At 58.9% G+C, this 26,362-nt stretch carries 18 protein-coding genes and 2 tRNA genes; 13 read left to right on the top strand and 7 right to left on the bottom strand.

The window, feature by feature from the left end:
* Window positions 1-5: 5 nt before the first annotated feature.
* Window positions 6-81 (top strand) — tRNA-Ala (locus D3871_RS05160).
* Window positions 82-213: 132 nt separating this feature from the next.
* Window positions 214-336, top strand: coding sequence for a hypothetical protein (locus D3871_RS05155; RefSeq protein WP_420799625.1), 123 nt, complete (start codon window positions 214-216; stop codon window positions 334-336).
* Between the two features lie 22 nt (window positions 337-358).
* Here the strand turns inward: D3871_RS05155 and D3871_RS05150 are convergent, their stop codons facing one another.
* Window positions 359-3,670 carry a UvrD-helicase domain-containing protein gene (locus tag D3871_RS05150; RefSeq protein ID WP_199724729.1) on the bottom strand — a complete coding sequence of 1,104 codons (3,312 nt, stop codon included), beginning with the start codon at window positions 3,668-3,670 and terminating at the stop codon, window positions 359-361.
* On the bottom strand, window positions 3,670-6,378 hold the full coding sequence (locus tag D3871_RS05145; RefSeq protein ID WP_119767913.1) for a PD-(D/E)XK nuclease family protein: 2,709 nt from the start codon (window positions 6,376-6,378) through the stop codon (window positions 3,670-3,672). Before D3871_RS05145 ends, D3871_RS05150 begins: the two co-directional genes overlap by 1 nt.
* Window positions 6,379-6,945: 567 nt before the next feature.
* Here D3871_RS05145 and trxA point away from each other — a divergent pair.
* The 8 genes from trxA (at window position 6,946) to D3871_RS05105 (ending at window position 18,312) form a co-directional block, all read left to right on the top strand.
* Window positions 6,946-7,272, top strand: a complete 327-nt coding sequence (trxA, locus tag D3871_RS05140; protein WP_040039314.1) for a thioredoxin TrxA — start codon at window positions 6,946-6,948, stop codon at window positions 7,270-7,272.
* Between the two features lie 123 nt (window positions 7,273-7,395).
* A complete protein-coding gene (gene rho, locus D3871_RS05135; RefSeq protein ID WP_119767912.1) occupies window positions 7,396-8,661 on the top strand; it encodes a transcription termination factor Rho in 1,266 nt (421 codons plus the stop codon).
* A gap of 281 nt (window positions 8,662-8,942) precedes the next feature.
* On the top strand, window positions 8,943-9,209 hold the full coding sequence (locus D3871_RS05130; protein ID WP_119767911.1) for a type B 50S ribosomal protein L31: 267 nt from the start codon (window positions 8,943-8,945) through the stop codon (window positions 9,207-9,209).
* A gap of 192 nt (window positions 9,210-9,401) precedes the next feature.
* Entirely contained in the window at window positions 9,402-11,117 is a 1,716-nt protein-coding gene (locus tag D3871_RS05125; RefSeq protein ID WP_119767910.1) for an ArnT family glycosyltransferase, read from the top strand.
* Window positions 11,114-12,481, top strand: coding sequence for an MATE family efflux transporter (locus D3871_RS05120; RefSeq protein WP_119767909.1), 1,368 nt, complete (start codon window positions 11,114-11,116; stop codon window positions 12,479-12,481). Before D3871_RS05125 ends, D3871_RS05120 begins: the two co-directional genes overlap by 4 nt.
* A 147-nt stretch (window positions 12,482-12,628) precedes the next feature.
* Window positions 12,629-14,023, top strand: coding sequence for an efflux transporter outer membrane subunit (locus D3871_RS05115; RefSeq protein ID WP_119769904.1), 1,395 nt, complete (start codon window positions 12,629-12,631; stop codon window positions 14,021-14,023).
* A gap of 31 nt (window positions 14,024-14,054) precedes the next feature.
* Window positions 14,055-15,185: an efflux RND transporter periplasmic adaptor subunit gene (locus tag D3871_RS05110; protein ID WP_119769903.1), complete on the top strand. Its 1,131-nt coding sequence runs from the start codon at window positions 14,055-14,057 to the stop codon at window positions 15,183-15,185.
* 10 nt (window positions 15,186-15,195) lie between these two features.
* Entirely contained in the window at window positions 15,196-18,312 is a 3,117-nt protein-coding gene (locus D3871_RS05105) for an efflux RND transporter permease subunit (RefSeq protein WP_119767908.1), read from the top strand.
* A 71-nt stretch (window positions 18,313-18,383) separates the two neighbouring features.
* On the opposite strand, the gene D3871_RS30155 is transcribed toward D3871_RS05105, so the two are convergent.
* The 3 genes from D3871_RS30155 to D3871_RS05100 form a co-directional block, all read right to left on the bottom strand.
* A complete protein-coding gene (locus tag D3871_RS30155) occupies window positions 18,384-18,524 on the bottom strand; it encodes a hypothetical protein (RefSeq protein WP_158597874.1) in 141 nt (46 codons plus the stop codon).
* A 228-nt stretch (window positions 18,525-18,752) separates the two neighbouring features.
* Window positions 18,753-18,911, bottom strand: a complete 159-nt coding sequence (locus D3871_RS30150; RefSeq protein ID WP_158597873.1) for a hypothetical protein — start codon at window positions 18,909-18,911, stop codon at window positions 18,753-18,755.
* Window positions 18,912-19,008: 97 nt separating this feature from the next.
* Window positions 19,009-19,566, bottom strand: coding sequence for a DUF2939 domain-containing protein (locus D3871_RS05100; protein WP_119767907.1), 558 nt, complete (start codon window positions 19,564-19,566; stop codon window positions 19,009-19,011).
* A gap of 308 nt (window positions 19,567-19,874) precedes the next feature.
* On the opposite strand from D3871_RS05100, the gene D3871_RS05095 reads away from it, so the two are divergent.
* Complete coding sequence (locus tag D3871_RS05095) at window positions 19,875-20,243, top strand: DUF4148 domain-containing protein (RefSeq protein WP_119767906.1); 369 nt, start codon at window positions 19,875-19,877, stop codon at window positions 20,241-20,243.
* A 100-nt stretch (window positions 20,244-20,343) separates the two neighbouring features.
* On the opposite strand, the gene D3871_RS05090 is transcribed toward D3871_RS05095, so the two are convergent.
* Complete coding sequence (locus D3871_RS05090; protein WP_119767905.1) at window positions 20,344-22,299, bottom strand: APC family permease; 1,956 nt, start codon at window positions 22,297-22,299, stop codon at window positions 20,344-20,346.
* A gap of 127 nt (window positions 22,300-22,426) precedes the next feature.
* Between D3871_RS05090 and D3871_RS05085 the strand changes: the two genes are divergently transcribed.
* Window positions 22,427-22,513: transfer RNA gene (locus D3871_RS05085), tRNA-Leu, on the top strand.
* A gap of 167 nt (window positions 22,514-22,680) precedes the next feature.
* Entirely contained in the window at window positions 22,681-23,610 is a 930-nt protein-coding gene (locus D3871_RS05080) for a 5'-nucleotidase (RefSeq protein WP_119767904.1), read from the top strand.
* Between the two features lie 171 nt (window positions 23,611-23,781).
* On the opposite strand, the gene D3871_RS05075 is transcribed toward D3871_RS05080, so the two are convergent.
* Window positions 23,782-26,094 (bottom strand): NADP-dependent malic enzyme, encoded by a 2,313-nt coding sequence (locus D3871_RS05075; RefSeq protein ID WP_119767903.1) that lies wholly within the window; start codon window positions 26,092-26,094, stop codon window positions 23,782-23,784.
* Window positions 26,095-26,362: the final 268 nt, after the last annotated feature.

Here is a 26,362-nt window from a genome sequence, read left to right as displayed (position 1 = left end):
TCGATGGGGCGGTAGCTCAGCTGGGAGAGCGTCGCGTTCGCAATGCGAAGGTCGGGAGTTCGATCCTCCTCCGCTCCACCATGGCGGCTTCTCCTTTCTGCCCTATCTGTCGCTGGAACAATAAGTTTGCCGGGCAGGCAAGGTTATGCTTGCGGAACGGGTACGGCAAAATTATGCTCCTACCTTAAATTCGGGAGGCGAGCAGCGCGGTGTATGGCGAGCAGCGCGGTGTATGGCATGCCACGCGCCGCGGCGGACCTCGACGCTGCTGACCTTATTCTTCCGCTTGATGACATCGGCGCAACGCTGCGCCAGCGACTACGGCGCGACGGCTGAATTTTATTCCAGTAGCCAGGGACTACAATTCCTCGATATCCCATAACTGCCCATCGGCGGTAATCAATGCCGCCCTGAGCACCTTGCCGGGAAAAACCTCTTCCGCCGCCCTTCGGTACCGCTCCAGCTGGCCCTGGTATCCCGCGCGTTCGGCATCCAGCAAGTCGCGTTTGTAGTCGAGGATCCACACTTCATCACTGCTGATTACCGCGCGGTCGAAGCGCATGACTTGGTCAGAAGTGATGATTTCCAGTTCGTTGTACGCGGCATGGAAATGCGCGGGATTGAAGAACCGTTCGAGCGCCGGATGCGAGAGTATGCATTTGGCCTGGTCGCGGACGATTGCGGCGATCGCCGGGGTGCAGCGCAGCCAGCGGGCAAGCTGGCGGGTATCCGGCAGACTCAGTGGCCAGTCGCGTCCGCTCGTCATCCGCTCCAGCAAGGCATGCAGCGCAAGCCCCTCCTCGATCGCTTGATTGCTGAACTGCTGCGGAGGACGCGATGCGCCGGGAAGCGTCGGCGGCTCGAAGAGCGCAAGCAGGAATTCCGTTTCCATCGATGCGGCCTGTGCACGCACGGAACCCGTGACCTCCGGCACCACCTCGGGTACCGCCTGCAGGCGGTGGTACCAGCTGCCTTCATAACAGCCGTCATCCAGGGCGCCTCTAGTTCCGGCGACACCGCTGACGATCAGAATCTGCTTTGCGCGCGTCGCCGCGACATATAACAGGTTCCAGTCTTCCTGCTGTTTGAAAGTTTCTTCGGCTGCGAACAATGGATCGCGCGCGGCGCCGCGTTCGGCCTTGCGTCCGAAACAGGAAAAGTGCGTCGGCGCATTCGCATGCTGAGGCCAGTCGCACAGAATACCGGCATCGTCGCGCGCCGGTTCGCTATGGTTGGCATCCACCAGCACAACGATCGGTGCTTCGAGTCCCTTTGCGCTATGGATGGTCAGAATACGCACTGCGTCGACCGCGCTGTCGACCGAGGCCTCGTCGGGCGCTTCGTTTTCCGCGCCCCGGCGCAGCAACCGTACCGCTTCGATAAATTTCGGCAGGCTGGGATAGCGGCCGGCGTCCAGATTCAATGCAAGTTCGATGAAGGCATCGATGTTGCCGAGTACTTGCGCGCGCACGATGGGCGGTGCCGCCTGCGCATAGCGTGCGATCAGTTCGCCCTGGTGCGCAATCAGGTCCAGCAAGTCATGCACAGGCAGGCGTGGCGCCGCGGCCAGCCATTGTTCCAGCAGCAGGACCGCGCGTTGCAAGGCCTGTGACGCGGTCGGCGCGGCAGCCAGCAATCTTCTCCACCATGTGGGTTCAGGTCGCTGTGCCAGTACGATCAGGTCATCGTCCGACGCGCTGAAAATCGGCGACTTGAGTACGTGGGCAATCGCACGGTTGTCGCCCGGCGTGATCAGGAAACTCAGCAGCGCGATCAGATCGGCCACTTCCAGCGATTCAAGCAAGCCTCCGCGCTTGTCGGATACGAAGGGAATACCGGCGGCGCGCAAGGCGCTTTCATACGCGCTCAGGTAGCTGCGCTTCTTCACCAGCAACATCACGTCAGACCATTTCGCCGGACGTTCCTGCGACGCGGCAAGTTCAGCCATGGCAGCCTGAATGGCGCGTGCGACCGCGCTTCCCTCATCGACGCGACGGGCGTCTTCTTCCTCTTCGCGGGCCTCGGTCAAGGGATCGCGCAAGGTGAAGCCGCCGGCCGCGACCGGCGCTTCCGCTTCGTTGCGAATGAGCGGCAAGCGCCAGACCGTGCCGCCTTCCGCGCCGAGCGTGGTCTGCGGCGCATAGATCGGGTTGCCGATAAAGCCGGTGTTCAGCACATCGACGATGACCGCCGCATTGCGGCGGGTCTGATTGGTGCGCAGCACGCTGGCGCCTTGCGTTGCCAGCATGTCGCGCGCGGCGGTAAAGACACGCGGTTCGGCGCGCCGAAAGCGGTAGATCGATTGCTTGGGATCGCCCACCACGAAGACGCTCGGTTTTTGCTCATCGTCGCCATAGGCGTTCAACCATGCCTGCACGATACTCCATTGCAGCGGGTTGGTATCCTGGAATTCATCGAGCAGGATATGCCGGTAACGCGCATCGAGGCGGCTCTGCAGATAGGCGGCGTGATCATTGTCGGTCAGCAGGCGATAGGCCTGCCACTCGAGATCGCTAAAGTCGAATACCCGCTGTTCCGCCTTGGCGGCCTGATAGTGTTCCAGATACGCCGGACCGACGATGAAGAGTGCCTCGTTCAATGCCAGTACCTGCCGTTCGCAGCTACGCCGCTGCAATTGCAGAAAGGTCTCGGCCAGCGCCGCGAATTCTTCTTCGAACACATTGCAGCCATCCGGACCGATATGCGCTTCCAGGGCCGTCAGCAGCTTGCCGCGCCGATGGTCATTTCCGCGCGGATTGCCCTTGTCGTCGCAGAACTGCATGAGCAATTGTTCAAAGCCTTCGATGGAGGCGCCGGCCGTGAGCGCGCTTTCAATGGCCACCGCGCGTTCCTGGTTGCGTTTGGCGCCCTGCCCCAGTAGCCAGGAAACATTCAGCAGTCGTGCACGAAGCTTGTCGTCTTCCCACACGCTCAGGCGCGCATCGCTGATGCCGTCTCCGCCGCATAGGTCGCGCAGCCACTCGATCGGCGCTTCCTCCGATTGCTGCGTAGAGGCCCACCATTCGGCACGTTTGTCGACAAATGCATCCAGCAGGCGTCTTGCATTCCAGTCGCCGACCATCTGGTACAACTGCATCAATGCCGACTTGATATGCTCGTTTTCTTCGTCGGTCAGCGCCTGCATGAATCGACTGTAGGCGCTGCGCATCAGTTCGCCCGTCGATTCAGTCAGTGTGTAACCGTGCGGCACGCCGGAAGACAATGGCGCGATCTGTACCAGCCTTGCGAACCAGCTATGGAAGGTATCGATCGACAGACTGTGCGGGCTGGCAAGGACGCGCTCGTACAGACCGCGCGCCATGGGCAGCAGGCGCGGCAGGTCGTGTTCGGAAACGCCGCGTTCCAGCAGCAATACCGACACGGCATCCGCCGGATGCAAAGCGAGGTCGTGCAGCAATTGCATCAGACGTTCGCGCATTTCCTGCGCGGCCTTGCGGGTGAAGGTGATGGCGAGCAGCTCTGCAGGCTCGGCGCCGGCCAGCAGCAGCCGCAGCATGCGCGCAACCAACAACCAGGTCTTGCCGCTGCCGGCGCACGCCTCGACCACGACGGAACGCATGGGATCGCAGGCCATGCTTGTAAATGACGCGGTGCCGACCGCCTCGCCATTGGCTTCATAGGCGCGCGGCGACGATGCAGCTTGTTTCATCACCAGGCTCCCTTTCGGCACAGCCCGCGCACTTCACAGTACACGCAGACGCGCTCAATGCCACTGGCCTTCAGTGGGGCGCCGGAAGCGATGGCGCGCACGTTTTTCACAATCTGCTGTTCCAGCATCGCCTGCCATTCAATGAAATTTTTTGCCTCCGCGTCGCCGGTCTTGTCTTTCGTGACTTCGAGCGCGACGAAATGCCCGGCCGACACCGGCAGATCCGACAGCACGCCATAAAAGGCGAGCTGGTGATCCTCGGCCTCCTTGACCTTGTCGCGCAAGGCTTGCAGGCTGCGCGTTTTGTAATCCAGGATTGCGCGCGACCCATCCTCATGCTCGTCGATGCGGTCGATGCATCCGCGCAAGGTGATCTGGCCGCCATCCCAGTTCAGGGTCTTTTCAAACGGCTGCTCTCCGAATGCGAAACGCCAGCCTTTTTCCTCGCGCTCATTGGCCCAGTCGAGATAGGCCGGGATCACCTTTTGCCAGCGCGCGTAGTACCCGAGTGCGGCGGCGCTGCGCGCGAGCGCCTCGTCGAAAACCTTTTGCGAAATCTCGCGCAGCAATCCTTCGCGTGCCGCCGGCGCGACCTTGTGATCCCGGATCGATTCGTGATAGGTCTTGAGAATCGCATGCAGCCAGTCGCCATAGTCGCGCTTTTCCGGCATGTCCGACAATTCGTCGAGACCGGCCAGCCCCAGCATGCGAGTCGCAAAGAATTGATAGGGACAGGCCACGAGACTGTTGTACGCGCTGGCCGACAATTTGCGCGGCAACAAATGCGGCGCGGCCGGAGACGGCATGTGGGGCAGCGCAGTCGTCAACGAACGCAGTGCCATATCGGCACGATGTACCGGCAGCATGCCGGCGCCCGCCCGCTCAAGCGTCAACTGCAGGCGTTCGATCCAGCTGCTGACGGCGTTCGGTTCGCCATTACGGTACGACTGATAGGACAGTACGACTTCCGGATTGACGCTGAGCAGTTCGGCGAAATCGCGCAGTTGCATGCGTTGCCGCATCTCCCTGGTCGCCAATCCGAGCTCGCGGCGCACCGCATTGGCGAAGAACAGTACGTCATTCAATTGCGAAGGCAAATGGTCGGCATCCGCGCCCACCATGATGACTGCATCGAAGCGGCGCAGCTGCGCGCCGTTGAGCTGCAACATGACCACGCGGCGGTCGAACACTTCCGGCACGAATGGCGTCGACTCCAGTTGCAGGCTAAGGAAGGCGCGCCATTCGGCGAATGAAAACGCATGCAGCATGCCGCCGCAATCATGGATCAGCATGTCGAGCAGCTTCACAACCTGTATGCCGGCACCATCGTTTTGCAGTGCATCTCGCATGCCCAGCGCCCGCAGCGCGTCATCGGTGACTGCACCCCATTCACTGAGCGTCTTCCTGCCGGCGAAGGTGCGCGCCTGTTCGAAAATGACTTCTACAAGTTGCCGCGCCGCCGGGGAGTCGTCCAGTACACCCAGTACCGCATCCCAGCCGCCAAGAATATTGAAGCGGCGCAGCGCATGTTCGATTTCCATGACCCGATCGGCCTTGTCCGGCATATCGGCAAACACGCATGGCGACTTGAGCAAGTCGAGCAAGGCAATGGTTTCAGCGCGGGTGCTGACCACATCGAGCAGCGCCGCGATGGACGCTGCCGCGCGCGTTGTCGACAGCTTCCATCCCGTCTCGTCGGACACATAGATCGCCGCCCGCTCAAGCAGCGCGCGCATGCGCCGGGCCACCACGCGGTCCTGGGCAATGATGGCAACGCAGGTCTTGCCCGCCTGCAGCCAGTTGATGATCGTATTCGCGGCGCGCTGCGCTTCGTCTTCGAGACTGCCGCATGCCTGCAGTGAGACGCCGGACGGTGCCGCAATGTCTGCAACGTCGGTATCGAAAAGCGAGCCGTTCTCATGCCGGGCCTGTTCCGGCAATTCCGGCCATGCCGCCGCATAGGCCGCTGCAACACTGTGCTTATGCCAGTCGGGCATCACGCGCAGAACCGGCTGGTATTCAGCATAGGCATTCAGGAAGGCCTCATGCAATGCATCGGCCGGCGCGTGACTGATCCATACCAGCGGCGCGTCGGCTTCGGCAGCCAGGCGCATCATGCGTACCAGACAGGCGGCGGTTGGATCGCTGCTTCCGAGCTGGCTCTTCCAGAGCGACCATACGAGCTGCGACTCGTCGGACAATATGGTTCGTACCGGCAATGGCAAGTGTTCGAGCGCCGCCTGCCATTTGTCTTCCGCCGCCTCCGGTTCAAGATGCATTGCGGGCAGCAAGGCCTCGCTCAATTCATCGAACAGCGTCATCAGGGTTTGCGCCAGCGGCAGCAGATCGACATTGCGCCGTGCGGCAAACAGTTTTTTCAGCCATCCGTGCTGACGCAACTCCGCATACAACGCCATCATTCGCTCGGTACTCGAGCTGACGACATGCTCCGTCGGGTCAGGCGGCAGCATCTTCAGCCATGCCTGCAGCGTGGTGATCCGTGGCGGAATAAAGGTGCGCTTCAATTCGTTCGCCAGGGCGTTCTTCAACAACTGCGCATGAACGAAGTTGGGTACCAGCACCCGGACACTGGAGAAGTCGCCGGCATCGCTGTCCGACCCCGACTCCCTCCATTGCCTGAGCAATGTCCGCGCAAGCACCGGCCAGAAGTCGGCCGAAGGAGGAATGAGTAGGGGCGTAGGCAGCATCGGGTCTCAAAAATATCGAAGGGTGGCGAAGGTAAGGACGATGTATCCGCTGTCGCCTCTAGAGCCTGTTATGAACTATCCCAGGGGTCGGGTTCCTCCCAAAAGGGATGCATCCGCTAGGAGCAGGACGCGCCGCAGTGCGAGCACTGCAAGCGGCCTGCGACACCGCGGGGCACCCTTTTGGGAGGAACCCTGCGGGCAGCCCCGGGAACCAGCCGCCTGCGGCGTTGCAACTCCTTGCCGTAGCACCGCTACGACGCGTCGCTGCGCCTTGCATGCGACTGGTTCCCGGGGCTGCGCGACCCCTGCGATAGTTCATAACAGGCTCTACATTTTATGTGAGCCAAGGCAAAAATTGAGGCGCCGGCTACACTTTTCATGAAAATCGGTTATGATTTACCAACTCCCCGCCGCACTACGTCTTGCAGACCCTTCAAAGGTCTTGAAATCGCGCAATGACGTCTCCACTTGCTTATTGCAATTCCGGACATAGTAGTCAACGGGATCGAGCAAGAACAGTCAGTTGCAGGCGCTGATTTACACCTTTGAACCTCTTTCGAGGAAACCATGAGCGAAAACATCAAATACATTACGGATGCATCCTTCGATTCGGACGTACTCAAGTCCGACAAGCCGGTACTGGTCGATTTTTGGGCCGAATGGTGCGGCCCTTGCAAAATGATCGCTCCCATCCTCGAAGAAGTTGCCAAGGAATACGACGGCAAGCTGCAGATCGCGAAGATGGACGTGGATGCCAATCAAGCGGTGCCTGCCAAATTCGGCATTCGCGGCATCCCTACCCTGATCCTGTTCAAGAACGGCGTGCCGGCAGCGCAGAAGGTCGGCGCCATGGCAAAGGGTCAACTGACTTCGTTCATCGATAGCAACATTTAAGATCGCCGCGGCGGTGCATTTGCACCGCCGCTGTTTTTTGCACTGTTTTGATTTAATAAATTAGCTTAACCCTCCTCGCAGTTCCCTCCCCCACCTTTTATTTCCCATCCCGGGACACCCACTATGCATTTATCTGAACTCAAGGCGCTCCACGTCTCGGCTCTGCTGGACATGGCCATTGGCCTGGAAATCGACAACGCCGCACGTTTGCGCAAACAGGAATTGATGTTTGCCATTCTGAAGAAACGCGCCAAGGCTGGCGAACAGATTTTCGGCGATGGCGCCCTCGAAGTATTGCCTGACGGCTTCGGCTTCCTGCGCTCTCCCGATGCCAGCTATATGGCATCGACCGACGACATTTATATTTCGCCGTCCCAGATTCGCCGTTTCAACCTGCACACCGGCGACTCGATCGAAGGCGAAGTGCGCACGCCGAAAGACGGCGAACGATATTTTGCATTGGTGAAGGTGGACAAGGTCAATGGCGAACCGCCGGAAGCGTCCAAGCACCGCATCCTGTTTGAAAACCTGACCCCGCTGCATCCGAACAAGCTCCTGCACCTGGAGCGCGAGATGCGCGGCGAGGAAAATATTACCGGGCGCATCATCGACATGATTGCGCCGATCGGACGCGGCCAGCGCGGCTTGCTGGTGGCATCGCCAAAATCGGGTAAGTCAGTGATGCTGCAGCATATTGCGCATGCGATCACGACCAACCATCCCGACACCGTCCTGATCGTGCTGCTGATCGACGAACGTCCGGAAGAAGTGACCGAGATGCAGCGTTCGGTACGCGGTGAAGTGGTGGCGTCGACCTTCGACGAACCGGCTACCCGCCACGTGCAAGTCGCTGAAATGGTGCTCGAAAAAGCCAAGCGCCTGGTTGAAATGAAACGTGACGTGGTCATCCTGCTGGATTCGATCACCCGCCTTGCGCGCGCCTATAACACCGTCATTCCAGCCTCCGGCAAGGTCTTGACCGGTGGTGTCGACGCCAACGCGCTGCAGCGCCCGAAGCGTTTCTTCGGCGCAGCACGTAATGTCGAAGAAGGCGGATCGCTGACCATCATCGCCACCGCGCTGATCGAAACCGGCAGCCGCATGGACGACGTGATCTATGAAGAATTCAAGGGCACAGGCAATATGGAAGTCCACCTTGAGCGACGCTTGGCCGAAAAGCGTGTCTATCCATCCATCAATCTGAACAAGTCGGGCACGCGCCGCGAAGAATTGCTGATCAAGCCAGACCAGTTGCAAAAGATCTGGGTCTTGCGCAAGCTGCTGTATGGCATGGATGAAATCGAGGCGATGGAATTCATCCTCGACAAAATGAAGTCGACAAAGAATAACCTGGAATTCTTCGACATGATGCGACGCGGCGGCAACTGATCCGTATCATTCCTGAATGCTGGGACAAGGGCGTTTTGCAGGCGCCCTTTTTATTTGCTCAGCAAAACAATATTCAACAGCAATTGGACAAAGTCATTGAAATACTGACAAGCCTTCATTGCTAGAATCGTATGGCAAGAGATAGGAGACCGTATCGCGTCGCCCTTCTTCCATTGTATAATCGCCGGTTTTCACCCCCCGGCAAGTGACCGGCAATCGGGTCAAGAAGCAGGACGACCGACGAAGTGCCGATTGGCTACCAAACTAATCAGAGGAAAAGCATGAAAGAAGGCGCACACCCGGAATATCGCGAAGTCGTATTCCAAGACATGTCCAACGACGAGAAATTCATCATCCGTTCGACTATCCAGACCAAAGAAAAAATCAGCGTTGACGGCAAGGAATACCCGCTCGTCAAGCTCGAAGTAACAGCGAGCTCGCACCCGTTCTACACCGGCAAGCACAAGATCGTCGACACCGCCGGCCGCGTGGAAAAATTCCGCCAGAAGTTCGGCACTCGCGGTTCGAAGACACAAGCAGCAGGCTGATTCCCTGTACTTCCGTGACTCCCAAAAAGGCAGCTTTGGCTGCCTTTTTTGTTTTTCAGGCAGCATGGGTGTGGCTTTTCCGGCACAATGACGCCGAACTCAATAACAGCTTCCTGCCAATAACCCGTTTGCGTGTTATTCATACGGGCAACATTCCACGGCCGGTGCATAAAGAACAATCCCGTTTCCATCATGAAGCCTGTCCGTCTCCCAGCCTCGGCTACCAATGCGCTTCCCCGCTGGGCCTTGTTCGCGCTGTGCCTGCTGTATATTCTTCCGGGCTTGCTCGGGCGCGATCCATGGAAAACCGACGATGCGGTCGGCTTCGGCATCATGTGGACCATGGCGCATGGTTCGCTCCAGGACTGGTTGTGGCCGAACATCGTCGGTTTGCCGGCGGCTGAAAAAGGGCCTCTTGCTTATTGGATAGGTGCGGTCTGTATCAAGCTGTTCGGCTGGCTGGTGGGCGATGCACGCGCCGCGCGCATCGCTCCGGCAGCATTCTTCTTGCTCGGGTCGTCCGCGGTCTGGTACACCACGTATCTGCTTGGACGGCGGCCGGAAGCGCAGCCGCTGAAGCTGGCCTTTGGCGGACAGCCCGAACCCAGCGATTATGGCCGCACGCTTGCCGACGGCGCACTGCTGATTTTTCTCGGCTGCCTGGGGCTCTTGCTGCACAGCCATAGTACGAGTACCGAAGCGCTGCAGGTATCGATGGTCGCCCTTTGCCTGTATGCCGCGACCTTACTGTTCGATACCCGTTCCCTGCGCGCCGCTGCGCTGCTCGGCCTGAGTCTCGGTCTGCTGATCCTGTCGCGCGGCTGGGTCGTGCCGCTTGCCCTGTGGCTAGGCTTACTGATCCTGGCATCGTTTCGCGAGCGCGCCGTCGTGTTGCGACTGGCGGCGGTATCCTTTCCGATTGCGATCGCGGTTGCCAGTCCGTGGATTATCGCGAATAACATCATGCGTCCATTCGACAGTTCCCCTTATGACGCATGGATGCTGTGGAATTACCGGCAGCTGGGATTGCCTTCCTACACCACGCTGCGCAACTTCTTCAAGAATGGCATCTGGTTTGCATGGCCTGCCTGGCCATTCGCGGGCTGGGCGGTATATGCCTGGCGGCGTCAATACCAGGCGCCGCACATCACCCTGCCGCTGACCTTCTTTGTCGCGTGCGCGCTGCTGGCGCTGTTCCATACCCGTTCGGAGGAAGGCGTATTGCTGCCGATGCTGCCGCCGCTGGCAATTCTTGCCGCCTTCGGCCTGCCGACCATGAAGCGCGGCGCGATCAATGCGGTCGACTGGTTTTCGGTCATGACTCTGACCACTTGTGCCGGGTTCATCTGGCTCGGCTGGATCGCCAAGCAGACCGGCTGGCCGGCGCAGCTTGCAAAGAACGCCTTCAAGCTGGCGCCCGGATTCAAGCCGGAGTTCAACCTGCTCGCATTCATCGTCGCGGTGGGAGCCAGCATAGGATGGGTCATGCTGGTACGCTGGCGGTTATCGCGGCGTCCATCCGTGCTGTGGCGTGCAGTCGTGCTGTCGTCGGGCGGCGTCATCCTGTGCTGGCTGCTGCTGATGACGTTGTGGCTGCCCTGGATTAATTACGGCAAGAGTTATGCTGGTGTGGCCTATCAGCTTGCACAGCGCCTGCCGGCCGGGGATTATTGCATCGATACCAATGTCGGCCCAGCGCAGCGTACTTCGTTTGTGTATTTCGGCGAGGTACCGTTCTCACGCTCTGATAACGACACATGCAGGTTTTTGCTTCTGCAGGACAACAGACGCAGTGGCGATGCCGCCAAACTTATCCGGCATTCCGGCAACCAGTGGCGCCTGCTGTGGGAAGGTCGCCGTCCGTCCGACAAGGATGAACGTTTTCGCCTTTATGAACGGCTGAATTGAAAGAAACGCGCAACAACACGACCCGGATCGCAGCGCTGGCATGGCCGATACTCGTCGGCCAACTGGCGGTGATCGCCAATGGCGTCATCGATACCGCGATGACGTCGCGCTTTTCGGCAACCGATCTGGCTGCCCTGGCGCTGGGTGCCTCCATTTACGTCAGCATTTTTGTCGGACTCAATGGCGTGCTGGCGGCGATTTCTCCTGTCATCGGCCAGCTGTTCGGCGCCGGCCGGTTCAGAGACATCGGCGTGGAAATGAAACAGGGTGCATGGCTGGGGCTGTTTCTGACCATTGCGGGTTGTATGGCCCTGCTTTTTCCTACGCCGCTGCTATCGCTCGCACATGCCTCGCCCGAACTCAATGACAAGGCGACGCTATACCTGCGCACGCTGGCACTGGCACTGCCAGCCACCATGGGCTTCCGTTTATATGCATCGCTCAACACGGCAATCGGCCGGCCCAAGATGGTCATGGGACTGCAGGTGGCCGGTCTGGCCTTGAAAATTCCCGCGAATGCCCTGTTCATTTTCGGCGGATTTGGCATACCGGCAATGGGAGGCCCAGGATGCGCACTCGCGACTACGCTCATTGCATGGACGATCTTTATAGCCAGCGTCGTCATCTTGCATACCAACCCGGCTTATCGCGCCTACGGCTTGTTCGGTACCGGCTTTATCAGGCCAAGCTGGAAAGCGCAGCGTGGGCTGCTGCGGCTCGGGATCCCGATGGGCCTGAGCTATCTGATCGAAGTCACTGCCTTTACGTTCATGGCCTTGTTCATCGCCCGGCTGGGCGCCACCTCTCTGGCCGGGCACCAGATTACGGCAAATTTTGCGACCGTCCTTTATATGCTGCCGCTAGCCATTGCCAATGCGACCGGCACACTGGTGGCCCAGGCGATCGGTGCAGGCCAACCGGAAACCGCGCGCCGCGTAGGGGTGTCCGGCATACGGCTGGCTGCCATTCTGGCGGTAAGCATAGGATGCATGGTCTGGCTATTGCGCGGTCTGATCGTGCAAGCCTACACACCTGACCCGGCAGTGGTGGCTGCGGCACTGCCGCTGTTTTTCTTCATCGCCTTTTATCAGTTGTTCGACTCGGTACAGGTCACCGCCGCATTCGTGCTGCGAGCCTATAAGGTCGCGGTGGTGCCCACCCTGATTTATGCAGTGGCGTTATGGGGCATAGGGCTGGGCGGCGGCTACGTGCTCGGTCTTGATCCGTTCGGCATCAGCCCGCCCGCACTGCATGGTGCAGCTGGCTTCTGGCTGGGAAATAGCGCCAGTCTGGCGCTGGTCGCCGCCGGGCTGCTCTGGTATCTGAGGACTGTCCAGCGGAATAGCCGACCTCAGACGGCATGAAGACCATGGTCACCGACAATCTTTGCCTATACCATGGCGAAGTTTCATCAACTCGCCTTTTTCGATGATGAATGGCAAGGCCGCCCCCGCCGGCAGCGGCCGCTATTTTGTCTGCCACCATGCATGCAGTCTTCTCAAGAAAAGCGCATGAATATATTTCAAGCCATTGCCCTTGCCTGCCTGACACCCTTGCTGACGGCCTGCGCAATACAACCGGTGCCGACCAAGGTCGATGCAAACCCGCCGGCGCAATGGCATGCGCCCTTGCCGCATGACGGCAACCCGCACAAGCTGGCGGAGTGGTGGAACCAGCACAACGACCCATTATTGACCGAGCTGATTGCCGCTGCGCAGGAAGCCAGCCCAACGGTTTCCGCGGCAAGCGCCCGCATTGCGCAGGCGCGCGCCAATCGCGTGGCTGCGGCCGCTGCCCTGCTGCCGACGGCCGATGCATCGCTGAGCGCCACCCGGGCGCGTTCGCAGCCTCCTACACCCACCGGAAGTGCACTACAGGCAGGCATGCAAACAGCATGGGAAATCGATTTGTTCGGCGGCAACCGCGCCGGACGCACAGCAGCCGAAGAACGTCTGGCAGGCGCGGAAGCAGGTTGGCATGAAGCCCGTGTTTCCGTTGCCGCCGAACTCGCCAGCCAATACTACAGCTTGCGCAGCTGTGAACTGCTGCTGGCCATCGCCCGCTCCGATGCCGGTTCGCGCGCCGAAACTGCACGTCTTGCCAAGCTGAGTGCCGAAGCCGGCTTTCAGTCGCCGGCCAATGCCGCGCTTGCACGTGCCAGCGCGGCGGATGCGAATAGCCGCGCGACCCAGCAACAGGCGCAGTGCGAGCTGGATGTCAAGGCGCTGGTCGCCCTCACAGCAATATCCGAAACGCCCCTGCGCCAGCGGCTCGGCGCAATGTCGGCCGTTCTACCCCAGAGCTTTATGCTTTCGGTAGACCGCCTGCCAGCCAACGTGCTGGCCCAGCGTCCGGACATATTCAATACGGAACGCGAAGTCGCCGCCGCCAGCGCCGATCTCGGCAGTGCACAGGCGCAGCGCTATCCGCGGCTGACCCTGAGCGGCTCGCTGGGCGCGACCCGGTTCCGAACCGGCGGCGCGGAAGTGGATTTGACGACCTGGTCGATCGGACCGCTTGCGCTGTCGGTGCCGGTGTTCGACGGTGGCCGGCGCATCGCCATTGCAGAGGCGGCACGGGCCCGATACGACGATGCGGTCGTCCGTTATCGCGCGCAAGTGCGGCAAGCGGTGCGCGAAGTCGAACAAGCACTGGTCAGTCTTCAGAGCACCAGTTCCCGCAGCGACGATGCCCGCATTGCGGCCGAAGGCTACCGTCGTTCATTTGCGGCTACCGAGGCGCTGTATGGTGGCGGTCTGGCCAGCCTGGTCGAACTGGAAGAATCGCGCCGCACCCGCCTTGCCGCGGAACTCGCCGTGGTCTCGCTTCAGCGTGAACGCATCGCGGCATGGATCGCCCTGTACCGCGCGGCCGGCGGCGGCTGGAACGCCATTGCGCAACCCTGAAATTTCCGATGACGATGAGCAAAAACATCACATGAAACGTATTCAATTCAAGCCGCTGACCATTGGCCTGATCGTCGCCGCCGTGCTGGCCGCAGTCGGGATTGCGCTTTTCGCCGGCAGGCCGGGCGCCGCCGCTGAAGATAAAAAACCATCCGCACCCAAGCCGGCATTGACAGTCACCACAGTCAAGCCGACACAGGCCAAGGTGCCAGTCCGCATGACGGCCAACGGCAACATCGCCGCCTGGCAGGAAGCCATCATCGGCAGCGAATCCAATGGCTTGCGCCTGACCGATGTGCGTGTCAATGTCGGCGACACGGTACGCGCCGGGCAGGTGCTGGCCACCTTCGCGGAAGATACCGTCAAGGCCGATGTCGCGCAGGCGCGCGCAGGCCTGATGGAAGCCGAAGCGAATGCCGCCGATGCCGCGGGCAACGCCGCGCGCGCCCGTACGCTGCAGCAGACCGGCGCGCTCAGCACGCAACAAATCAACCAATATCTGACTACCGAACAAACCGCAAAGGCAAAGGTCGAGGCGGCAAAGGCCACGCTCGCAGCGCAGCAACTCAGGCTGACATACGCACGCCTGATCGCACCCGATGACGGCATTATTTCCGCGCGCAACGCGACGGTCGGTGCCGTGGTACCGGCCGGCACCGAGCTGTTCCGGCTGATCCGGCAGGGTCGGCTGGAATGGCGGGCGGAAGTCACCTCTACCGAACTGGGCAAGCTGCGCACCGGCACTCCCGCGCTGATCACTGCGGCCAACGGCACCGAAATCAAGGGCCGGGTGCGCAAGTTCGCGCCGACGGTCGATCCGCAAACACGTTCCGCGCTCGTCTACGTCGACCTCACGCCAACGGCGGACAATGTCGCACCGGCGAAAGCCGGCATGTTTGCCAAAGGCGAATTCGATCTGGGCATCTCGTCCGCCTTGACCGTGCCACAGCAGGCACTGGTCGTGCGCGACGGGTTCAGCTATGTTTTCCGCCTTAATCAGGACAATCGGGTCAGCCAGGTCAAGGTAAAGACCGGTCGTCGACTTGCAGACCGGGTCGAGATACTTGAGGGCATTGCCGAAGATGCCTCCATCGTGGCAAGCGGAGCCGGCTTCCTGAATGACGGCGATCTGGTCAAGGTCGTGTCGCCCAAAGCAAAATAAGGAACGTAGCGTGAATTTTTCCGCCCTCTCCATCCGCAATCCTATTCCTGCGATCATGCTGTTTGCCCTGCTGACATTGGGCGGCTTGCTCGCCTATCGCTTCAACGCAGTGCAGGACTTTCCCGATATTGAACTGCCGATCGTCACCGTAAATGCTTCGCTGCCGGGTGCGGCGCCGGCCCAGCTCGAAACCGAGGTCGCGCGAAAGATCGAGGACTCGATTGCTTCGGTACAGGGTGTGAAGAATCTGCATACCAAGGTGCTCGACGGCGAAGTACAGATAACGATCGAGTTCATCCTGGAAAAGCAGATTTCCGATGCGGTTAACGATGTGCGCGACGCCGTCGCTCGAGTCCGCGCCGATCTGCCCAGCGAGCTGCGTGATCCGACTGTAACCAAGAACCCCACCGCCGGCCGCGCGGTACTAAGCTTCATTGCCAGTACCGCGGCCGGAGCCGACAGCCGTCTCGACCAGCAAGAACTAAGCTGGTTCGTCGATAACGCCGTCACCAAGCGAATACTTGCCGTACCTGGCGTGGGTGCGATCAAACGGATCGGCGGCGCCACGCGTGAAATCCGTATCGAACTGGATGCCGGCAAAATGACGGCGCTTGGCGTCTCGGCGATCGATGTATCGCGCCAGCTGCGGCTGGTGCAACAGGAAGCGCCGGGCGGACGCGGCGATGTGAGCGGCGCCGAGCAGGCCGTGCGCACCATTGCGACGGTGAAAACCGCTTCCGAACTTGCCTCTCTGCATATTCCACTGGCCGATGGCCGCCGGATCAGACTGGACCAGATCGGCAACGTCAGCGATACCGTTGCAGAACAGCGATCGGAAGCCACTCAGGACGGGCGAAAGGTAGTCGGCTTTGAAATCTTCAGGACCAAGGGTGCGAGTGAAGTTGCCGTGGCACGCGACGCGCGCGATGCGATTGAAGAATTGCAGAAGGCGTATCCGAACATCGCGCTCAAGCAAGTGATCGACAACGCCATGCCGGTTGAAGAAAACTTCGACGGTTCCATGCATCTGCTCTATGAGGGCGCGCTCCTCGCCGTGCTGGTGGTATGGTGGTTCCTGCGCGACTGGCGTGCGACACTTGTCTCGGCTGCGGCACTGCCGCTGTCGGTCATCCCCACCTTTCTCGGCCTCTCCTATTTCGGTTATACGCTCAACACCGTGACACTGCTCGCCATAGCACTTGTGGTTGGCGTGCTGGTTGATGACGCAATCGTGGAAATCGAGAACATCACACGCCATCTGCACATGGGCAAGAGCCCGATGCAGGCCGCACTCGATGCAGCCGATGAAATCGGCATGGCGGTTATTGCCACCACGTTCGCGCTGGTGGCAGTGTTCCTGCCCACGGCATTTATGGGCGGCATTCCCGGCCTGTTCTTCAAACAGTTCGGCTGGACCGCGGTGATCGCCATCCTTGCATCGCTGGTCGTCGCGCGATTGCTGACGCCGATGATGGCGGCTTACCTGTTGAAACCGGAAAAACCGACTGAACACACGGATGGCTGGATCATGCGACGTTACCTGGTCGTGATGCAATGGTGCCTGCGTCACCGCCTGATAACGGCGATCGGCTCGGCGGTGTTCTTTTTCACATCGCTTGCCTTGGTTCCTCTGCTGCCGACCGGCTTTGTTCCTTCCGCCGACCGCAACCAGACACAGATCAACCTCGAACTGCCGCCCGGCAGCACCTTGGCGGAAACCGCCGAGGTCGCCGAACGTGCACGGCGCGAAGCCATGCAAGTCAAAGGCATTGTCAGCGTGTTCAGCTCGATCGGCGGCGGCTCCAGCGGGGATGCCTTTGTGCCCGGCGCTGCAGCGGAAGCGCGCCGTGCGGTATTGACCTTGTCGACAGTGCATCGCACCGAGCGCGCCGAATCCTTGACCGACCTTGAGCAAGAGTTGCGGCAGCGCCTTTCCGACATTCCCGGCGCACGCTTTAACGTGGGTCCGCCGGATACCGGTGTCAAGATGCAGCTGGTCTTGCGTAGTGAAGATCCCGTCGCGTTACAAGATGCTGCGCAAAAAGTGGCACGCGACCTGCGCACCCTGGAAGGTATCGGCAATGTCAGTTCAAGCGCTTCACTGGTGCGACCGGAAATCATCGTGCGGCCCGATTTCGCGCGCGCGGCCGATCTCGGCGTCACCGCATCAAGCATAGGTGAAACAGTCCGCGTCGCGACGGCCGGCGACTATGACATCAGTCTGCCGAAACTGAACCTGTCGGAGCGCCAGGTACCGATTCGCGTCAAGCTGCCTGACGCCGTGCGTGCCGATCTCGCGGCCATCGAACGCCTTACCGTGCCCGGCCGCCATGGCCCCGTCATGCTGGGCACCGTAGCCGACGTCAGCATCGACAGCGGACCGGCGCAGATCGACCGGCTCAACCGCAGCCGCAATGTAACGCTGGAAGTGGAACTCGGCAACCGCTCGCTCGGCGAGCTGAATACCGAAGCCAGAGCATTGCCTTCGATGAAGAATCTGCCGCCCTCAGTCAAGATCGCCGAACTTGGCGACGCCCAGGAAATGCAGGCCTTGTTCGCCAGTTTCGGTATTGCGATGCTGATCGGCGTGTTGTGCATTTATGGCGTGCTGGTGTTGTTGTTCAGGGATTTCATGCAGCCGATCACTATTCTGGCCGCGCTCCCACTATCGATCGGCGGCGCCTTCGTCGCCTTGCTCATTACCGGAAAAGCCTTGTCCATGCCATCGATGATTGGCCTGATCATGTTGATGGGGATCGTCACCAAGAATTCCATCCTGCTGGTGGATTATGCAATCCTGGCGCGCTTCACCGGCATGAATCGCTTCGATGCGCTGGTCGATGCCTGCCACAAGCGCAGTCGTCCGATCGTCATGACGACCATTGCGATGGGCGCCGGCATGATGCCGCTGGCGCTGGGCTGGGGGGCGGATCCGAGCTTCCGGTCACCGATGGCGATTGCCGTCATCGGCGGCTTGATTACTTCAACATTGCTCAGCCTGCTCGTGGTGCCCTCCGTCTATACCTATATCGACGATCTTGAACTGGTATTGCGCCGCCTGCGCGGCAAACTCAAGGGTCATGACCACGCCGTGAAGACCGCTACGGTGAATGAGGAAGCTCGTTGATACCGGTGGGGGAGTGATGCGAAGCGCATCCTGGCAATGCAGGACGCTTCACGCTTGCAGTGGTGGGAGGGCTATCGCTTGGCGCAAAACGATCTGGATGGATCCTCTTCGCAACGCATATCGATAATGGCTCGCACCGCGATGCTGCCGATAATGCCGGCGATCAGCAGTGCGATCATGGTTTGAATGATGGTCCAGCCCTTTTCCTTCATGATTTTCCTTGTTTATGCCTGATAAGCTTTGCCCGTATGCGTCGGCTGACAACCATGATTGCGTAAAGCAATACAGATCGCTTCATAGCTTCATATACGGCCGCTGCAGAATATAGCTTAAAGTGGCGGGCAATGCCTGTTGGCGAAGTGGCATTGAAAAGAGAAAACCTTGGATGGACAGCGGATGGAGAATAGTCGGGTTCGACGCCCGCACCGATGAAGGCTGCGCTATTCATCGTTGAACCAGGCGCCGGCCAGGCCGCATAGCAGGACAATGGCGCCTATCATGACCCCGGCAATCGATATCATGGCAGCATCCATGTTGGCCGCTATCAAACCACCTGCCAGAAGGATCACGCCCAAGAGCTGCAATAATTTGTATTCCATGGAATTCATGCGACACGCAATTGCAAAGAGAGCAATTAAAGCGTATACGACGGGCAATGACATGCCATGTCTATGGGAGGCGAAACCCTATCATGGGCTATCCGGGCTCTGCTTTCCCGGACTGACGCTCCAGTTCGACTTCGGCCAGTTTCCATGTCCACAAGTTCTGACGGCGAAGCACGAAGTTCCCGCTCTCGGCCGGCAAGTTAGCCCCTCGAAACACGACACGCTCCCATCCACGGTAAGACACCGTCATCGCGGGCAAGACGGTCGCATCAGGCACTTGGGTAAGCGTGCTGACAACAACATTCCGTGTGATGCCTGGTTTGCCCACATGGAGCATCTCGATGATGCCCGGCGGCGTCAGCATGACATCGATCAACGGCCCGGCCAGACCGTTGACGATGGTCTCCGTCAGCGATTCCAGGGAATTGCCGTGGTTCGGGTTCACGCCTGGCTTCCTACCCGTTGTACCGGTCACCTGCTCCTTCAAACTACTGCGAAGCGCCGGAAAATCAACGTAGGAGGAAAAGGATTCATAGTCGCGGTTTTCAATTGCGCTACGCATGCGATATAGCGTCCAGTGCGGACTGAAGTAGCTTGCCAGGACCAGCAGAATGGCGAGCGTAAGCGCGGCGGCGGCGAGTCGTTTCATGACACCATTTTAGGGCAATAGGGTGTCAAGGCGGCAGGCACGGTCAGTTAATAGTGAATAGCCCCTCCCGCAATTACTGGTAGCCAAATGGTTGTGAATCAACAAGCCTTTAGATGAACTTCATTTCGCTTTTCGAAATAACCAATTGCTACAGTCGCTGTTTATCTCCATTCCCGCAATGAATAAACTGTGCTTCATCGATGAGCACACGACAAAACGAGTGCGACGCACCGAGGCAGGCCCCGACGGCAGACGTTTGCCTGAATCGCCGAGACTGAGTTACTAACCGTTATTTCTGGAGAATCAAAATGAATGCTAAAAATCTGATTGCCGCTATCGCTATCCTCGCTGGTACAAGCTCCGCTTTTGCGGCTGAATGGGTAGACTTCATCGACTTCCAATCGACAAAAACCCGCGCTGAAGTGATCGCAGAACTGAAGGATGCGCAAGCTCAAGGGACTTACGTCGCTGGCGGCAACGAATTTACCGCGCCCGATGCCCGGTTCGCTTCGACCAAGACACGGGCGCAAGTAATGGCCGAACTCAAGCAAGCCCAGGAAGATGGCTCGTACGCACTGGCGCACCAGGAGTTCGACGGCCAGTATCCAGGTTTGACCAACGGCAGCAACGCAGGCTCCCGCCTTGCTCGCGGCGGTAAGGCAGCAAACGTCAACTAATACTGCTTGCACTAAAACAGACGCCGCCTAAAGAGCGGCGTTTTTGTTTGATGCGCCTGGAATTCGCAGAATCGGCGATTTCCTAACAGCCTGCACGGTCCTACACTTTCATCGGCAAAATCACCATCTGCAAACTCTCAAAATGCAGTCTCCGCTGAATCGCCAATGCCGCCTGATTATGCAACAGCCGGGTGAACCAGTTGTCGTGTTCGAAAATTAGTTTACTGGTGAAAAAGATCGAACTCGGATATTCCTTGCTCACCGTTTCACACAGTTTGGTCACTTCATCCACCACATCAGTACCGAAGCCAAGGTAGGCGGCGGATGCCATGCCATGGCTATGGCAGAAGTCGACAAAGAACTTGAGAGTGGCATTTGCTTCGGCGCGCATGTGCTCCACCGCACCTTCACCGCCGTAGGCATGCGAGTCGACCGTGCGTGCGTTCACGAAAATGAAATTCTTGAAGTGCCCGGGAAACATGCGCTGCACCCAGAGCAAGGCATGCAGGCCGCCACCGCGCGATGACCCGACAATAAACACTGCGGTCTGACTATCGGGGTCAGGATCGATCGCGCCGGTACGTGCGCCGAAAGGCTGGTTGGCGAATACCTGGTCGACCGAATGAATGGCGTTCTTGGTATCGCGGTAGTGATTACGGATATAGATGCAAAGCGCGGCAATGGCGCCGATGATGACTGCGGCGGCCCAGCCGCCTTTGGTAAATTTTTCCACCAGCAGCACTACAAGAATGCCGGCGCAGATAATGAAACCGGTCAATGAGAGCAGCAGCCGGCGTACCCAGTATTTTTGATCGCGATTACGCCACCAGTACAGGCAGAGGCCGAACAGCGAGACCGCAAAGGTCAGAAACACCGACACGGAATAAAGCACCACCAGCAGGGTCACGCTGCCGCCAGTCCAGAACAGGATCGCGAGGGCGGCGATTCCCATCACCAGTATGCCGTTCTGAGTGACCAGGCGCGTGGACAGATAACGGAATTTATGCGGTACCCAGGAGTCGGCTGCCATGTTCGACAAGACTGCCGGTCCGCCGAGAAATCCCGTATTGGCGGCGACAAACAGCAGGCCGGCTTCGAAAGCCAGCACCAGCGTCAGTATGATCTGGTTGCTCCACGCGCTCATGCCCAGGCTTTCGATGATGGCGCGGAAGGTCGATGCATTCAGGGTTTGCCCGGCAACAGGCTTGGCATCCCACAGCAGATATAACAGGATGATGCCGCTGGCGGTGAATGCAAGCGACAGCGCCATGTAGAACATGGTCATCTTGCCGGTATATACGCGCGGCTCAGCGAGGATGTTGACGTTGTTCGACACCGCTTCAAGGCCGGTGTAGGTACCGCCGCCCTGGGAATATGCCAGCAGCAGCATGCCGGCCACGCTAATCCATCCGATGTTGCTGGCAAGCGAAGTGGTTTCGGACAAGGTGCTGGGAATCAGATCGGGCAGATAAGATGCATGCGCAAAGATGCCGTAGACGATCAATGCAAAATGCGTGATGACGAAGCCGAGGAAGATCGGCAGCAGGATGCGGATCGCTTCCTTCATGCCGCGCAGATTAAGGATGATCAGCAGTCCGACGAAAAAGACTTCCGCCGCTAATTTGTACGGGTGGAATCCAAGTGGTAACAGCGAAGCAAGCGCTTCGACCCCCGCCGCGACCGAGATCGATATGGTCAGCACGTAATCAAGAATCAACGCGCATCCGGCAACGAGCCCGAGATACGGACCGACCAGGATGGAGGCAACGCGATATCCGCCCCCGCCGGTGGGAAACAATTCAATGACCTGGTTATAGGCAAGCGCGATGATGAACACGGTAATGGCCGTGGCAAGCGCCATGTAGAGACCGAGGTGACTGTGCTCGCCGAGTGCACGGAATGTCTCTTCCGGTCCGTAGGCCGATGACGACAAGCCGTCCGCGCCGAGACCGACCCAAGCTAAAAAGGCGACCAGCGCAAGGGAATGCCGGGTCTCGGTTTTCATCGGGTCAAGTGCTTTGCCGAGCACGATTTCGCGGATTTTGGCGGGCTTCATTATTGTTATGCATAGTAATTGGCAGGAAGTAGGCGATGATACGCCTTTCGATTCCGGTATGACAATGCAATCGCGCGGAGCCCGTGTTGCTCGATTGCTGCAAATCGGTGATAATAGCGGGCGCGTCGCCGAGATGGCGGAATAGGTAGACGCACGGGACTCAAAATCCCGCGCTGGAGACAGCGTGCCGGTTCGATTCCGGCTCTCGGCACCAATCGCAATAACAGTGGATACGCACCCTTCGAGGTGCGTTTTTCATTTCTGGTCTCGTTGTTCAATACAGTCTTTCTTTGGCTGTTCTTCAGGTCTTTCCAGCTCAGCTCGACACCCGGTTTATACTTACTGACCGGTCACCACCCTCATTCGCCTTTAGTCGACTTCATGCCTGTCTCTCTCGATAACCTGCTGGTCGTAGGAATTTCCTCGCGTGCATTGTTTGACCTCGAAGCCGAGGAAACGATTTTCCGTACGCAGGGGCTCGAAGCCTACAGGAAACATCAGATTGATAATGAAAACGAAATTCTGAAACTGGGCTCCGGCTTTGCGCTCGTGCGTGCCCTGCTGAAGCTGAACGTACTCGTTCACAATCAGCGCTTTGTCGAAGTCGTCATCATGTCGCGCAATTCGTCTGAGACGTCAATGCGTATTTTTAATTCCATTCGCCATTACGATCTCGACATTACGCGGGCGGTACTGTCGGGTGGCGCGCCTCTCGCACCCTACCTGCACGCGTTCAATGTCAGTCTTTTTCTGTCCCTGCATGAAGACGACGTACAGGCGGCGATCAATTCAGGCGTGGCGTCTGCACTGCTGTATCAGAAGCCGGACAATGCCTTTGAGGAACTCGATCAGATCCGAATCGCTTTTGATGGCGATGCCGTGATTTTTTCGGATGAATCCGAACTGATTTATCAAACCCAAGGGATTGAAGCGTTTGAAAACCACGAACGCGAGAATGCCCTCAAGCCGCTGCCGGAAGGGCCATTCGCCCGCCTGCTGAAAGCCCTTTCGTATATTCAGAACAATTTCAAGTCGGCCGACGGACGCTCCGCGCCTATTCGTACCGCACTGGTGACCGCGCGCTCTTCACCCGCGCATGAACGGGTTATCCGCACGCTGCGTGCATGGAATGTTGCGATCGATGAGACTTTCTTCATGGGTGGAGTTGGCAAGTCAGACGTGCTGGCAGCCTTCAAGCCGCATATCTTCTTCGATGACCAGCCCGGCCATTGCGATCGCGCTGCACCCCTGGTACAGACGGGGCGCGTACCGCTCAAAACCTTGCTTGAGCAAGGCCGCCTGACAAAATAGGCAGGCAAAAATAAGCTTTTGGCAATATCTCTGACTGCGGATGTATTTCACCACCGAATAGATGGCATGCGTCAACAATTGTGCGCGCACAAATACACGGCCTTCCCCATAGCAAAAAGCGGCTCTTCCGCATGGAAGAGCCGCTTTTTTATCGGTGCGCTTAACCGCCGATTAACGCTCAGCCACTGCGTCCATCACGCACAGCGCGGTCATGTTGACGATACGGCGCACGGTCGCGGATGGCGTCAGCACATGGACCGGTTTTGCACATCCCAGCAGGATGGGGCCGATCGCGATACCGTTGCCCGCCGCGGTTTTCAGCAGGTTGTACGAGATATTGGCCGCGTCAATATTGGGAAGAACCAACAGGTTGGCATCGCGCTTGAGCGGTGAATCCGGCATGACCGACTTCAGCAAGTTCGGATCGAGCGCGGTGTCGCCGTGCATTTCACCATCGATTTCCAGATCCGGCGCACGCTCGCGAATGATTTCAAGCGCGGCACGCATCTTGCGCGCCGACTCGCTGTTGCTGGTGCCGAAGTTCGAGTGCGACAGCAGCGCGGCACGCGGGCACAGGCCGAAGCGGCGCATTTCTTCCGCAGCCAGGATGGTGATCTCGGCGAGCTGGTCGGCGGTCGGATTTTCGTTGACGTGGGTATCGACCATGACGACCTGGCGATCCGGGAGGATCAGTGCATTCATCGCGGCATAGACATTGACGCCTTCGCGCTTGCCCAGGACCTGATCGATATAGTGCAGATGCAGCGACGTGGTGCCGAAGGTTCCGCAGATCATGCCGTCGGCGGCGCCCTTGTGAATCATCATCGCGCCGATCAGCGTATGGCGGCGACGCATTTCCAGCTTTGCATACTGCTCGGTCACGCCCTTGCGGCGCGTCATCGCCAGGTATTCCTGCCAGAACTCGCGATAGCGCTCGTCGTATTCCGGGTTGATGGTTTCAAAGTCCACGTCGGGACGCATGCGCAAGCCGAATTTTTCGATGCGCTGCGCCAGCACGGCGGGGCGTCCGACCAGAATCGGCTTCGCGAGCTTTTCATCGATCACGACTTGCACCGCGCGCAGTACGCGTTCTTCTTCGCCTTCGGCAAACACGATGCGCTTGCGCGCGGCCGGCGCCTTCTTCGCGATCTGGAAGATCGGCTTCATGAATGTGCCGCTGCGATAGACGAATTGCTGCAGTCGGCTACTATAGGCCTGCATGTCCTGAATAGGACGCAGCGCGACGCCGGACTCTTCCGCCGCCTTGGCGACTGCAGGCGCAATCTTGATCATCAGGCGCGGATCGAAGGGCTTGGGAATCAGGTATTCCGGGCCGAACGACAGGTTGCTGATGCCGTAGGCGGTGGCGACGATGTCCGATTGTTCGGCCTGCGCGAGGTCGGCGATCGCATGGACCACGGCGATTTCCATTTCACGCGTGATCGTCGTGGCGCCGCAATCAAGCGCGCCGCGGAAGATGTAGGGGAAACACAAAACGTTGTTGACCTGGTTCGCATAGTCCGAGCGGCCGGTCGCGATCACGGCATCGTTGCGGACCGCCTTCACTTCTTCCGGTAGGATTTCCGGGGTCGGATTGGCCAGCGCCAGAATCAGCGGCCGTGCCTTCATCTTGGCGACCATCTCGGATTTAAGCACGCCGCCGGCGGACAGGCCGAGGAAAATGTCGGCGTCGGGAATGACTTCCGCCAGGGTGCGGGCGCTGGTGTCCTGGGCAAAGCGTTCCTTGTCGGGATCCATCAGCTCGGTGCGACCCTTGTAGACCACGCCGGCCAAATCGGTGACAAAGATGTTTTCAATCGGGAAGCCGAGGTCGACGATCAGGTCGAGACAGGCCAGTGCGGCTGCGCCTGCGCCGGAGACAACCAGTTTGCATTCCTTGATGTCCTTGCCGACGACCTTGAGACCGTTCAGGATCGCCGCGCCGACGATGATCGCCGTGCCGTGCTGGTCGTCGTGGAAGACCGGGATCTTCATCCGGTCGCGCAGCTTGCGCTCAATATAAAAGCACTCGGGCGCCTTGATGTCTTCGAGGTTCACGCCGCCGAAGGTCGGTTCCAGCGACGCGATAATGTCGCACAGCTTGTCGGGGTCGTTTTCATTGATTTCGATATCGAACACGTCGATACCGGCGAACTTCTTGAACAGCACGCCCTTGCCTTCCATGACGGGTTTGGAGGCCAGGGGGCCGATATTGCCGAGGCCGAGAACCGCGGTGCCGTTCGTAATTACCGCAACCAGGTTGCCGCGCGCGGTGTATTTGAACGCATTGGCGGGATCGACGACGATTTCTTCACAAGCCGAAGCCACGCCGGGCGAGTATGCGAGGGCAAGGTCGCGCTGATTGGTCAGTTGCTTGGTGGGCGTAACGCTGATTTTTCCAGGGGTGGGGAATTCATGGTACTCGAGCGCCGCCTGTCGAAGCTGCTGTCGAAGTTCTTCTTTTTGATCGGTCGACGATTCCATGATGTGGCCTTCCTTTTTAGCTTGCGGAAAACACTGGATTTTATCAGAGGGAATCGACGCGATTCATACGTATTTGTCCTAGATAGATTGACCATTGGTACTAGAATTGCGCAGTCTGCGATAAAGATTTCTATTGATTTTTTAATTTAAATTAATTTTATTAATATTGGCTCTGATCTCATGGCGCACTTTTTTGCTATGCCAAATAGGGAATAAGTCAGATATGGGATTTTTTCAGACCCACCCCATTCTCGCAATTCCACCTCAT

It is taken from the genome of Noviherbaspirillum saxi (assembly GCF_003591035.1).
GTDB lineage: Bacteria > Pseudomonadota > Gammaproteobacteria > Burkholderiales > Burkholderiaceae_D > Noviherbaspirillum > Noviherbaspirillum saxi.
Note: the sequence above shows the minus strand (reverse complement) of the source record. Positions and strands in the feature narration are given on the sequence as shown.